The following is a 12321-nucleotide window of genomic DNA, read 5'->3' as shown; positions in this document are numbered from 1 at the left end:
AAGGTTATCTTGACCGGACTTTTTAAAAATCCTCTATTAGTGTTTGAAATGACGTACGCCAGTGAACACCATAGCAATCCCATACGTATCTGCCACTTTAATAGAATCTTCATCACGGATTGATCCGCCCGGTTGAATGATTGCTGTAATTCCTGCTTTTGCTGCTTCTTCTAATGTATCTGGCATTGGGAAGAAAGCATCAGATGCAAGCGCGCTACCTTGTGCTTTTTCACCAGCTTGTGTAATTGCGATTTTTGCAGAACCTACACGGTTCATCTGTCCCGCACCGACACCAATTGTCATGTCATCTTTCGCTAAAACAATTGCGTTTGATTTCACATGTTTTACAACTTTCCAAGCTAGTTTTAAATCTTTCCATTCTTGCTCTGAAGGTTCACGTTTCGTTGGAATTGAAATTGTACTTTCATCTAATGATAACGTATCTTCCTCTTGAACGAGAAGTCCACCTTGTACAGAAGTTAGTTTTTTACTTGCACTTGTCGCTTTTTCAATATTTACAGTTAGTAAGCGTAAGTTCTTCTTACTTTGCAACACTTCTAAAGCTTCTTGCGAGAACGAAGGTGCGATAACAATTTCTAAGAAAATTTCATGTAACTTTTCTGCTGTAGCTTTATCAATTTCACGATTTGCTGCAATAATACCGCCGAAGATTGATACTGGATCCGCTTCATAAGCACGAGTATATGCTTCGTGAATATTAGTTCCTACTCCAACACCACATGGATTCATATGTTTTACTGCTACTACTGCTGGTTCTGTAAATTCTTTTACGATGCTAAGCGCTGCGTCTGCATCATTAATATTGTTATACGATAATTCTTTACCGTGTAATTGTTCTGCGTATGCAACAGAAGAAGTTGCTGCGAATGGCGCTTTATAGAAAGTTGCTTTTTGATGTGGGTTCTCGCCATAACGTAAGTCTTGCTTTTTCTCAAATGTCACAGTTAATGTTTCTGGACTTTCTTCACCCATTTGCTCTGTTAAGTAGTTAGAAATTAACGCATCATACGCTGCTGTATGACGGAATACTTTCGCTGCTAGTTTACGTTTTGTTTCCTCTGCCACTTCACCGTTCTCTTTTAGTTCTGCTAACACAATATCATAATCTACTGGATCTACAATTACAGATACGAATTTATGATTTTTCGCAGCAGAGCGAATCATTGTTGGGCCACCGATATCAATATTTTCAATTGCATCAGCAAATGTTACATCAGGCTTAGCGATTGTTTCTTTAAATGGATATAGGTTTACAACAACAAAATCAATTGCTTGAATGCCTAGTTCATTCATTTGCGCTACATGTGTTTCATTATCACGAACTGCTAATAGACCACCATGAATATTTGGATGTAAAGTTTTCACACGACCATCCATAATTTCAGGGAAACCAGTTACTTCAGAAATACCAATTACTTGTAAGCCGTTTTCTTCTAGTAACTTTTTCGTACCACCTGTTGAAATAACTTCAATCCCTTGCTCTAGTAACCCTTTAACAAATTCTACTACTCCTGTTTTATCTGAAACACTTACTAATGCACGCTTTTTCATTTATCCTTCACCCCTGGTTGTATGTTAGTTAACAGTTGCTTCTTTCACAGACTGAACAATTTGATTCACTGTATTTACGTATAATTTATGTTCAACTTGCTGAATTTTCTTTTGTAAGCTTTCTCTCGTATCCCCTTCAGAAACAACCACTGCTTCTTGCGCAATAATTGGCCCTGTATCCATACCTGCATCTACATAATGAATTGTTACTCCAGTTACTTTCACACCTGCTTCTAACGCTTGACCGACAGCATCTTTACCCGGAAAGCTCGGTAGTAATGATGGATGAATATTAATAATCTTTCCGCCGTATGTTTCTAGTAACGTCGGCCCGATTAAACGCATATATCCAGCTAAAATAACATAATCAATTTCATATTCTTCTAGCTTCTTTAATATCTCTTTTTCAAACGCTTCTTTTGACTCATATGCTTTCGCTGAAAAAGCGAAACACGGAATATGATGATAATGCGCTCGCCCAACAGCACGTGCTTCTGGTTTATCACATACTAATAAACTAATTTCTGCATCCAATCTTTTTTCTTCTACCGCATTAACGAGAGATTGAAAGTTAGATCCACTTCCAGAAGCAAAAACTGCTAATCTACTCATAGTGCTGTGCCCCCATTAAAAGTAACGCCAGCTCCTTGTACAGTACGTCCAATAATACGAGCCGTTTCTCCTTGCTCTTCAAGAAGACGAACAACATCTTTTGCATCTTCTTCCTTCACTGCTACTACCATACCAATACCCATGTTAAAAATATTGAACATTTCTTTCTCTTCCAGCTTTCCAACTTCTTGAAGTAAATGGAAGATCGGCTGAATTTTCCAAGATCCTAGTTCAATCTCAGCACCAATTCCTTCTGGCAACATACGTGGGATATTTTCAATAAATCCGCCCCCTGTAATATGCGCCATACCGTATACTTCATGCTTCTTCAATAGTTCTAAAATAGGTTTGACATAAATTTTCGTTGGTTTTAATAGTTCTTCACCAAGAGGTAGTTCTAAGCGTCCATAAATACGCTCTAAAGATAGTTCTCCATCTTCTAGTAACACTTTTCGTACTAAAGAGTAACCATTGCTATGAATACCGCTAGATGCTAAGCCAATTAGCACGTGACCAGCTTCAATCTTTTCACCTGTTACAATTTTCTTTTTATCAACAATCCCAACTGTAAAACCAGCTAAATCATATTCTTCCGTAGAATACATTCCTGGCATTTCAGCTGTTTCTCCACCGATTAATGCACAACCAGCTTGGCGACAGCCCTCTGATATACCTTTGACGATGTTTTCAATTTTACTAGGTTCAGCTTTACCACAAGCAATATAATCAAGGAAGAAAAGCGGCTCTGCTCCTTGGACAACAATATCATTTACACACATTGCTACTGCATCAATACCAATTGTGTCATGTTTATCTGCCATAAAAGCGAGCATCAATTTTGTTCCCACGCCATCTGTTCCAGATACTAATACAGGTTCTTCTAATGCAAATTTTGATAGATCAAACATACCTCCAAAACCGCCTAAACCGCCTAGTACTTCTTTTCTCATAGTTGTTTGTACGTGTTTTTTCATGCGAGATACCGCTTCATATCCAGCTTCAATATCTACTCCTGCTTGCTTATATGCATTCGCCATCGTTATTTACACCTCGTCTTTTAATTTCTCCCCATCCAGGGCGGGCCGTTTTAAGAAAGAAGCTAGCTTCTACATCAAAAGAAGTAGAAGCTTTTTTCACTTTTCTTATTTCATACTTTCTAAAAGCTCTTGCTCATAATCATAAAGAGCTGTTGGATAGTCCCCATTAAAGTAAGCCATACATAAGCCGCCATATTTCCCTTCATATGGACGTCCAATTGCATCTACTAATCCATCTTCGCTTAAAAATGTTAAAGAATCTGCTCCGATCATTTCACGGATTTCTTCTACTGTATTATTTGCTGCAATTAATTCTTTTCTCGTTTGAATATCAATGCCATAGAAACATGGATATTTCAGAGGTGGTGAAGCGATTCTTACATGAACTTCTGTCGCTCCAGCTTCACGAAGCATACGAACAATTCGTTTACTTGTCGTTCCTCTTACGATAGAGTCGTCAATCATAACAACTCGTTTCCCCTCAACCACACCTCTTACTGCGGAAAGCTTCATCTTTACCCCTTGCTCGCGCAGTTCTTGAGAAGGTTGGATAAACGTACGTCCAACGTAACGATTTTTAATTAATCCTAACTCATACGGAATACCTGTCGCCTCCGCATAGCCAATCGCAGCTGAAATACTAGAATCTGGTACACCAGTAACAACATCTGCTTCAATAGGAGCTTCTGCCGCTAAACGTTTCCCCATGTTTTTACGTGCTGCATGAACGTTAACGCCTGCAATATTAGAATCTGGTCGTGCAAAGTAAATGTATTCCATACTACAAATTGCATGTTCTACATCGTTTGTGAAACGATCTACGTGAATTCCTTCATCATTAATGATAAGTAATTCACCCGGTTCTACATCACGAATGTATGTTGCACCTACCACATCAAAAGCACATGTTTCAGATGCTACAACGTAAGCATCCCCCATCTTTCCAATTGAAAGCGGACGGAACCCATTCGGATCTAATGCAACGATCATTTCATTTCCAGTTAGTAAAAGATACGCAAACGCACCTTTCACTTTATTTAAAGCCTCTTTTACACTTTCAATTAAAGAATCTTTCGTGCTACGTTTAATAAGATGTAAAAGTACTTCTGTATCTGAACTAGTTTGAAAAATACTGCCCTCTGCTTCTAATTCACGGCGAAGCATTTTTGCATTAATTAAATTTCCGTTATGAGCTAACGCCATACTATGATCGGAAAAACGGAACAACAATGGTTGAACGTTAGCAACTTCACTTCCACCAGCTGTTGCATATCGTACATGTCCGATTGCTGATTTTCCATTTAATCCTTCTAGCTCACCTCTTGAAAACACTTCTGATATTAAACCTAACCCCTTGTGACCGACGATTTTTTCCCCATTATTTACGACAATGCCTGCGCCTTCTTGCCCACGGTGCTGTAAACTGTGCAATCCGTAGTATGAAACTTGTGCCGCATTTTCATGCCCCCAAATTCCGAAAACGCCACATTCTTCGTTTAACCCCTTTATTTCAGCAAGCATGGGATTGCCCCTTTCCAAGCCTTTCTCATTTCATCTACATTTGCTGTAAGTAATACTTCATTTTCTTCATTATGAATTGTTACTTCATTTGTACTTGTTACTTCTCCAACTTGGATTGCTTCTACCACTTTCTCAAACGCCTCTTTATTTTCACGTTTTACAGTTAGCACGAAGCGAGACTGTGATTCAGCGAATAATGCTGCTGTTGCTTCTCCATCTAATTTCACAGTAGCACCTAAGCCTTTAGCACCAATCGCACTTTCTGAAATTGCAACTGCTAAGCCACCTTCAGCAACATCATGTGCAGATTGAACAAGACCAGCTTGAATTGCTTCTAATACTTGTTTTTGGCGTTTTAATTCTACATCTAAATCAATACTTGGTGATTGACCGAAAATTTTGCCGTGAATCATTTTCTGTAATTCACTTCCGCCAAACTCAGCTTTCGTCTCACCGATTACATAAACTAAATCACCAGCTTGCTTAAACTCTTGTGTTGTTACATGTTTTAAGTCATGTACAAGTCCGACCATCCCAACAGTTGGTGTTGGATATACAGCTTCGCCACTACGCTCGTTATACATCGATACGTTTCCGCCGATAACTGGTGTTTGTAATGTGCGACAAGCTTCACTCATACCGTCTACTGATTTCTCAATCTGCCAGAAGATTTCTGGTTTTTCTGGGTTACCGAAGTTTAAGCAATCTGTAATTGCAAGTGGCTCCCCGCCAGAACATACGATATTACGCGCTGCCTCTGCTACTGCAATTTTACCGCCCATTTCTGGATCTAGATAAATGTAGCGAGAGTTACAATCTGTCGTCATTGCTAATCCTTTTTCTGTACCGCGTACACGTACAACTGCTGCATCCGAACCTGGTGTAACCACTGTGCTTGTGCGAACTTGGTAATCGTATTGATCGTATACCCACTCTTTACTTGCAATTGTTGGTTGTTGTAATAGAGCGAATAACGCTTCTTTATAATTTTCTACTTTTGGTGTTTCCATTTTCATTGCTTGGAATTCAGCAAAGTATGCCGCTTCTTTTGAAGGCTTATGATAAATTGGTGCTTCTTCTGCTAACGCATCTGCTGGAACTTCAGCTACCTTTTCACCTTTATGGAATAAACGAAGCATTTTATCTTCCGTTACTTTCCCCATCGTAACCGCTGCAAGACCATACTTCTCAAATAAATCTACTATTTCTTGCTCTCTACCTTTTTTCACAACAATTAACATACGCTCTTGTGATTCAGATAGCATCATTTCATATGGTGTCATTCCTGTTTCACGTTGTGGTACATCATCTAAGTACATTTCAATACCCATTCCTGCTTTACTTGCCATTTCTGCAGATGATGATGTTAAACCAGCCGCACCCATATCTTGAATTCCAACAAGTGCATCAGATTGAATCAATTCTAAACACGCTTCAATAAGAAGTTTTTCCATAAATGGATCCCCTACTTGAACCGCTGGACGTTTCGCTTCTGAGCTTTCAGATAGTTCTTCCGACGCGAATGTTGCACCGTGAATACCGTCACGACCAGTTGATGCTCCTACGTACATTACTGTGTTACCAGCACCGTGCGCTTGCCCTTTTTTAATATCTTCGTGGTTAATCAAACCTACGCACATTGCATTTACAAGTGGATTTCCTTCATAACATGGATCAAATTGTACTTCGCCGCCAACAGTCGGAATACCGATGCAGTTACCGTATCCTGCAATTCCCGCTACTACTTCTTCGAATAAATATTTCACACGTGGTGACTGTAATTCACCGAAACGAAGTGAGTTTAATAGAGCTACCGGACGTGCTCCCATAGAGAATACGTCACGAATAATACCACCAACACCTGTTGCTGCTCCTTGATATGGTTCAATAGCTGAAGGATGGTTATGACTTTCCATTTTAAATACAACAGCTTGATTATCACCGATATCTACAATTCCAGCACCTTCTCCAGGTCCTTGCAGAACGCGCTCGCCTGTCGTTGGAAACTTACGAAGAACTGGTTTTGAATTTTTATAACTACAATGTTCAGACCACATTACAGAGAATAACCCTGTTTCTGTATAATTTGGCAGACGACCTAAAATCTTTTCAACCATGGCAAACTCTTCGTCTGTTAGCCCCATTTCCGCATATATACGCTCTTCTTTAATTTGTGTTGGATTTGGTTCAAGCATTAACGACATATGTTTCCCTCCACTGTTTTAAGATAGATTGAAAGACTTTTAACCCTTCAGCACCGCCAAGTAATTCATCTACAGCACGCTCTGGGTGTGGCATCATACCAAGTACATTTCCTTTTTCGTTTACAATACCAGCAATATCTGAAACGCTACCGTTAGGGTTTTCTACGTAACGGAATGCAATTTGATTATTCTCTTCTAATCTTTTAAGAGTCGCTTCGTCACAATAGTAATTCCCCTCACCATGAGCGATTGGAATATTGATTACTTCATCTTTTTCATATTGTGATGTAAACATCGTTTCATTATTTTCAACACGCAACTGAACAGTGCGACACATAAACTTTAAGTTTTCGTTTCTCATTAACGCTCCTGGTAGTAATCCTGATTCAACAAGAATCTGGAATCCATTACATACACCTAAAATCGGCTTTCCTTGCTCAGCAGCTTTTTGCACTGCTTTCATTGCATTAGCAAAGCGAGAAATAGCACCGCAGCGTAAGTAGTCACCGTAAGAGAATCCACCTGGTAATAAAATTGCATCATATTCATCTAAATTCTCTGTATCGTGCCAAACGTAATCTACTTCTTCGCCAAGCTCATCTTTAATTGCATGGAACATATCGACATCACAGTTCGAACCCGGAAATACTATTACGGCAAATTTCACTGTGCGACAACCTCCTCAACTTCATAACGGAAGTCTTCCATTACAACGTTCGCTAATAGTTTTTCACACATTTCTTTTACCTTGCTATCTAAATCAGATACAGATTTATCAATCGTTAATTCCATGTACTTTCCGATTCGAACGTCTTGTACTTCTGTGAATGAAAGACTATGAAGTGCTCCTTTTACCGCTGTTCCTTGTGGATCTAATACGCTTTCTCTTAATGTTACATATACCTTAACTTTATACATGTGAAATTCCCCCTAAACGTTTTAAAATCTCTTCATAAGCATCTGTTAAATTTCCAAGATCGCGACGGAATACGTCTTTATCAAACTTTTCATTGCTCGTTTCATCCCATAAACGACAAGTATCTGGTGAAATTTCATCCGCTAAAATGATTTCTCCTTCTTCCGTTACACCAAACTCTAATTTGAAATCTACTAATCTTACGCGACAGCTTGCGAAATGATCAATCAACACTTGATTGATTTGTAGAGCCATATTTCGTAATACACTTACTTGCTCTGGCGATGCAACGTTTAATACACGAATATGATCTTCCGTTACAAGTGGATCTCCTAAATCATCATCTTTGAAGTAAAATTCTACGATTGGTTCTGCAAGTACAGTTCCCTCTTCCATTCCTAATCGTTTTGAAAGACTTCCTGCAATTACATTTCTTGTGACAACTTCTAAAGGAATAATACTCACTTTTTTAACAAGTTGTTCTGTTTCAGATAACTTCTCAACAAAATGTGTTTTAATTCCTACTTCTTGTAACTTTCTGAACAATAAAGTTGTAATCTCATTGTTCAAACGACCTTTTCCTGTAATCGTCTCTTTTTTCTCCCCATTGAAAGCAGTCGCACTATCTTTGTACTCTACCCAAACCATATCTGCTGATTCTGTACGATAAATTCTTTTTGCCTTACCTTCATACAGCAATTCTAGCTTTTGCATTTCGCAAGCCCCCTGTAGTTTGAAAAATGTGAATAATGTTTTTATAAAGAATGGCACAGAATGACTCTATTCTGTGCCATATGAAATTTTACGCTTCGTTTAATCCAAGGCGTTCAAAGATTGTATCAACATGTTGCATATGATGCTCATAGTTGAAGCATTCATTAATTTCTTCTTGTGTTAACTTACTTGTAATACGCTCATCAGCTTCAACAAGCTCTTTAAATTGTACTTGTGTTTCCCAAGCTTCCATCGCTTTAGGCTGTACGATATCATAAGCTTCTTCACGTACCATACCTTTGTCGATTAGTGTAAGCATTACGCGCTGAGAATAAATTAAGCCGTATGTTCTTGTCATATTGCGTTTCATATTCTCTGGGTATACAGTTAAGTTTTTAACGATATTACCAAAGCGATTTAACATGTAATTTAATGCGATTGTAGCATCTGGTAAAATTACACGTTCTGCTGAAGAGTGAGAAATGTCACGCTCATGCCATAATGGAACATTCTCATAAGCTGTCATCATATAACCGCGGATAACACGAGCTAAACCAGTCATATTTTCAGAACCAATTGGATTACGTTTATGCGGCATTGCAGAAGAACCTTTTTGACCTTTTGCGAAAGCCTCTTCAACTTCACGTGTTTCACTCTTTTGTAAACCACGAATCTCAACTGCCATCTTTTCGATAGATGTTGCGATTAATGCAAGTGTCGACATGTAGTGTGCGTGACGATCACGTTGCAATGTTTGTGTTGAAATTGGTGCTGCTTCTAATCCTAAGTTTTCACAAACATATTTTTCTACGAATGGATCGATATTTGCATATGTACCAACTGCACCAGATAGTTTACCAACACGAACTGTATCAGCAGCTTGTTTGAAACGCTCTACGTTACGTTTCATCTCTTCATACCAAAGACCAAGTTTTAAACCAAATGTCGTTGGTTCTGCATGAACACCGTGTGTTCTTCCCATCATGATTGTGTATTTATGCTCTTTCGCTTTGTTAGCTAAAATGCTTACAAAGTTCTCTAAGTCTTTTAATATGATTTCATTCGCTTGTTTTAAGATGTAAGATAATGCTGTATCTACTACGTCTGTAGATGTTAAACCGTAATGAACCCATTTACGTTCTTCGCCTAATGTCGGCGTTTCTGATACAGCACGAGTGAATGCAACTACGTCATGACGTGTTTCTTTTTCAATTTCATAAATACGATCAATATCAAATGATGCATGTTCACGAATTTTTTTAACATCTTCTTTTGGAATGTCGCCAAGCTCAGCCCATGCTTCACAAGCTAAAATCTCAACTTCTAACCACGCTTTAAATTTGTTCTCTTCCGTCCAAATCGCACCCATTTCAGGGCGTGTATAACGACTAATCATCTTTTTCCCTCCAACAGTTGTTCTTGATGGTCCCAAATATGCAAACTCTTCGCTTTTTCTAGAGCAACTTCAATATTATCATTTAAAATATTAACATGCCCCATTTTTCGCTGTGCTTTTGCTTCTTCTTTTCCATACAAGTGTAAATAGCACCCGGTTAGTCTATTCACTTGTCTTAGGACCCCTTCTATATGTTCGCCTAAAATGTTTACCATGACAACTGGTTTTAACAAATTTGTTTCTCCTAGAGGTAAATTACAGATTGCTCGAATATGTTGACCAAATTGACTCGTTTCACATGCATCCTGTGTGTAGTGTCCTGAATTGTGAGGTCTTGGTGCTAATTCATTAATGTAAATCTCACCATTAGTTGTAGCAAACATCTCTACTGCTAGTGTTCCCACAAGTTTTAATTCATCCGCAAGTACCTTTGCATAAGCAATTGCTTTTTGAGAAAGCTCTTCTGTAATGCGAGCTGGAACGATAGATTCATGTAAAATGTTATTTACATGAATATTTTCTGCTACTGGAAACACTTTCGTTTCACCACTTACACTACGAATCACAATAACAGATACTTCTTTTTCAAAAGGCACCAATTTCTCTAAAATACACTCTGCTTTATCCACAAGATTTCTTGCTGTCTCAACATCAGCCTCACTTCTTAAAACAACTTGCCCTTTCCCATCATATCCACCTGTCGTCGTTTTTAAGACGGAAGGGAATGATAACTCAGCAATTGCTTCTGTAAGCTGATCTTGATTTTGAACTAATCTATACGTTGCTACTGGTAACCCAGCTTTCTCAATCGCATTCTTTTCTGTAAAACGATTTTGCGTTGTATTTAACAACTGACTACCTTGTGGCAAGTAAGCATGTTTTTCAAGCCATTGTAAACATCTATAATCAATATTCTCAAATTCATATGTGACAACATCACTTATCTCTGCTAAATGCTGAATTGCCTTTAAATCGTCATACGGTGCAACAATTTCAATATCAGCAACTTGTGCACATGGTGAATGCTTTGTAGGATCTAAAACAGCAATTTTATATCCCATCTCCTTGGCTGCCAATGCCATCATTCTTCCTAGCTGGCCGCCTCCAATAATGCCGATTGTTTTTCCAGGTAAAATGATTCTCGTCATACTAGCTCACTACCTTCACGCACATCTTTTTCAATCGCTTCTCGTCTCAATTCTAATGCATCATGTATATCATCATAGAATGATCCAAGTATTTGTGCAGCAAGTAATCCAGCATTCGTTGAACCGGCTTTACCAATTGCAACAGTTGCAACTGGAACACCCCCTGGCATTTGGACGATGGATAATAATGAATCTAAGCCGTTTAATGCTTTTGATTGAACTGGAACTCCAATTACAGGAAGATTTGTCTTCGCTGCAACCATTCCTGGTAAATGTGCTGCTCCACCAGCTCCAGCAATAATAACCTTCAATCCACGTTCACGAGCCGTCTCTGCATATTCAAACATATAATCCGGAGTCCGATGAGCGGATACAACTTTTTTCTCATACGGTATATTTAATTCATCTAAAATGTCACAAGCATATTTCATTGTTTCCCAGTCTGATGTACTTCCCATTATGACTCCAACTAGTGATTTCATATTAGAATCCCCCCGATTCAAATAAAAAAAGCCTGAAATAGAACAGTTTCTCTTTTACTATGAGAGAAAGCGCTCTACTCAGGCATACGTATCCCTTGTGAATAGAAAAATACCGAGTGACTTCCCCTCATAGTCTAACGAATAACGGTCGTTAGGTAGAGACTTGCAGGCCATATCCCCGCGATTATATGAGGTCTTATATTATTGTTTCTATGGCTATATTAACAATATTTCATAAACGATGTCAATAAATAATCGAATGTTTTTTTATTAGTAGTCAATAACGTTCGTGTTTTAGTTATATTCAAAAGAAGAATTGCAACTATATGCAAGAAGAAAAGGGAATTAGAATATATATTTCTAGAGATCTATTTACTTATAATCGTTTATATAGTACTTCAGTATGTTTTAAATCAAAATATGTACACTCTTGTATTCTACACATCAATAGAACTTTTATTATAACGATTTAATTTCTAAGGAGGATAAACATGAAAGAAAGAACTACGCTATTATCCTATTTATTTTTTCTATCGCAGTAATTGTTGTAATTATTGAATACTTATTTATAGCATCTCATTATTTAAAATATATACTTATGATAGAAATAATGTGTCCTATTTTAAAAAGTCTCTATTTCATTCTTTTTTCGTCTTTAGCGTTATTAAATTTATGGATTATAACATTCGGTAAATAAAAATAAACACAAAAAAACCTAA

The 12321-nt window shown here is 38.0% G+C and carries 11 protein-coding genes, 1 pseudogene and 1 riboswitch; of the genes and pseudogenes, 1 reads left to right on the top strand and 11 read right to left on the bottom strand.

Going from position 1 to position 12321, the window contains the following annotated elements; genetic code table 11:
* Positions 1 to 36: 36 nt before the first annotated feature.
* The 11 genes from purH to purE all read right to left on the bottom strand — a co-directional run bounded on the left by purH (position 37) and on the right by purE (position 11602).
* On the bottom strand, positions 37 to 1572 hold the full coding sequence (purH, locus tag RT27_RS24015; RefSeq protein ID WP_043937817.1) for a bifunctional phosphoribosylaminoimidazolecarboxamide formyltransferase/IMP cyclohydrolase: 1536 nt from the start codon (positions 1570 to 1572) through the stop codon (positions 37 to 39).
* A 24-nt stretch (positions 1573 to 1596) separates the two neighbouring features.
* Positions 1597 to 2184 carry a phosphoribosylglycinamide formyltransferase gene (gene purN / locus RT27_RS24010; protein WP_016083736.1) on the bottom strand — a complete coding sequence of 196 codons (588 nt, stop codon included), beginning with the start codon at positions 2182 to 2184 and terminating at the stop codon, positions 1597 to 1599.
* Complete coding sequence (gene purM / locus RT27_RS24005) at positions 2181 to 3221, bottom strand: phosphoribosylformylglycinamidine cyclo-ligase (RefSeq protein ID WP_016083737.1); 1041 nt, start codon at positions 3219 to 3221, stop codon at positions 2181 to 2183. The genes purN and purM overlap by 4 nt, the downstream gene beginning before the upstream one ends.
* 105 nt (positions 3222 to 3326) lie before the next feature.
* Positions 3327 to 4742 carry an amidophosphoribosyltransferase gene (gene purF / locus RT27_RS24000; RefSeq protein WP_000879026.1) on the bottom strand — a complete coding sequence of 472 codons (1416 nt, stop codon included), beginning with the start codon at positions 4740 to 4742 and terminating at the stop codon, positions 3327 to 3329.
* The gene (gene purL / locus RT27_RS23995; RefSeq protein ID WP_016083739.1) at positions 4727 to 6946 is read right to left on the bottom strand and encodes a phosphoribosylformylglycinamidine synthase II; all 2220 of its coding nucleotides are present in this window, start codon (positions 6944 to 6946) and stop codon (positions 4727 to 4729) included. Before purL ends, purF begins: the two co-directional genes overlap by 16 nt.
* A complete protein-coding gene (purQ, locus tag RT27_RS23990) occupies positions 6930 to 7613 on the bottom strand; it encodes a phosphoribosylformylglycinamidine synthase subunit PurQ (protein ID WP_016083740.1) in 684 nt (227 codons plus the stop codon). The genes purL and purQ overlap by 17 nt, the downstream gene beginning before the upstream one ends.
* Positions 7610 to 7864: a phosphoribosylformylglycinamidine synthase subunit PurS gene (purS, locus tag RT27_RS23985; RefSeq protein WP_000278823.1), complete on the bottom strand. Its 255-nt coding sequence runs from the start codon at positions 7862 to 7864 to the stop codon at positions 7610 to 7612. The genes purQ and purS overlap by 4 nt, the downstream gene beginning before the upstream one ends.
* Positions 7857 to 8576, bottom strand: a complete 720-nt coding sequence (gene purC, locus RT27_RS23980; RefSeq protein ID WP_029441464.1) for a phosphoribosylaminoimidazolesuccinocarboxamide synthase — start codon at positions 8574 to 8576, stop codon at positions 7857 to 7859. Before purC ends, purS begins: the two co-directional genes overlap by 8 nt.
* 88 nt (positions 8577 to 8664) lie before the next feature.
* Positions 8665 to 9972, bottom strand: a complete 1308-nt coding sequence (purB, locus tag RT27_RS23975; protein WP_000625687.1) for an adenylosuccinate lyase — start codon at positions 9970 to 9972, stop codon at positions 8665 to 8667.
* Positions 9969 to 11120, bottom strand: a complete 1152-nt coding sequence (purK, locus tag RT27_RS23970) for a 5-(carboxyamino)imidazole ribonucleotide synthase (protein WP_043937815.1) — start codon at positions 11118 to 11120, stop codon at positions 9969 to 9971. The genes purB and purK overlap by 4 nt, the downstream gene beginning before the upstream one ends.
* A complete protein-coding gene (gene purE / locus RT27_RS23965) occupies positions 11117 to 11602 on the bottom strand; it encodes a 5-(carboxyamino)imidazole ribonucleotide mutase (RefSeq protein WP_043937814.1) in 486 nt (161 codons plus the stop codon). Before purE ends, purK begins: the two co-directional genes overlap by 4 nt.
* Positions 11603 to 11712: 110 nt before the next feature.
* Positions 11713 to 11814: riboswitch (purine riboswitch) on the bottom strand.
* Between the two features lie 279 nt (positions 11815 to 12093).
* On the opposite strand from purE, the pseudogene RT27_RS36270 reads away from it, so the two are divergent.
* Positions 12094 to 12299: pseudogene (locus tag RT27_RS36270) on the top strand (hypothetical protein).
* Positions 12300 to 12321 lie beyond the last annotated feature (22 nt).

Origin of the sequence: Bacillus sp. L_1B0_5 (assembly GCF_000836715.1) — a bacterium.
GTDB classification, from domain to species: domain Bacteria; phylum Bacillota; class Bacilli; order Bacillales; family Bacillaceae_G; genus Bacillus_A; species Bacillus_A thuringiensis_S.
This window is presented reverse-complemented; position numbering and strand designations above follow the sequence as displayed.

What these genes read in the sequence shown, in the direction of transcription:
- purH (WP_043937817.1), bottom strand. Translation starts at nt 1,572, where the DNA reads ATGAAAAAGCGTGCATTAGTAAGTGTTTCAGATAAAACAGGAGTAGTA.
- purN (WP_016083736.1), bottom strand. Translation starts at nt 2,184, where the DNA reads ATGAGTAGATTAGCAGTTTTTGCTTCTGGAAGTGGATCTAACTTTCAA.
- purM (WP_016083737.1), bottom strand. Translation starts at nt 3,221, where the DNA reads ATGGCGAATGCATATAAGCAAGCAGGAGTAGATATTGAAGCTGGATAT.
- purF (WP_000879026.1), bottom strand. Translation starts at nt 4,742, where the DNA reads ATGCTTGCTGAAATAAAGGGGTTAAACGAAGAATGTGGCGTTTTCGGA.
- purL (WP_016083739.1), bottom strand. Translation starts at nt 6,946, where the DNA reads ATGTCGTTAATGCTTGAACCAAATCCAACACAAATTAAAGAAGAGCGT.
- purS (WP_000278823.1), bottom strand. Translation starts at nt 7,864, where the DNA reads ATGTATAAAGTTAAGGTATATGTAACATTAAGAGAAAGCGTATTAGAT.
- purC (WP_029441464.1), bottom strand. Translation starts at nt 8,576, where the DNA reads ATGCAAAAGCTAGAATTGCTGTATGAAGGTAAGGCAAAAAGAATTTAT.
- purB (WP_000625687.1), bottom strand. Translation starts at nt 9,972, where the DNA reads ATGATTAGTCGTTATACACGCCCTGAAATGGGTGCGATTTGGACGGAA.
- purK (WP_043937815.1), bottom strand. Translation starts at nt 11,120, where the DNA reads ATGACGAGAATCATTTTACCTGGAAAAACAATCGGCATTATTGGAGGC.
- purE (WP_043937814.1), bottom strand. Translation starts at nt 11,602, where the DNA reads ATGAAATCACTAGTTGGAGTCATAATGGGAAGTACATCAGACTGGGAA.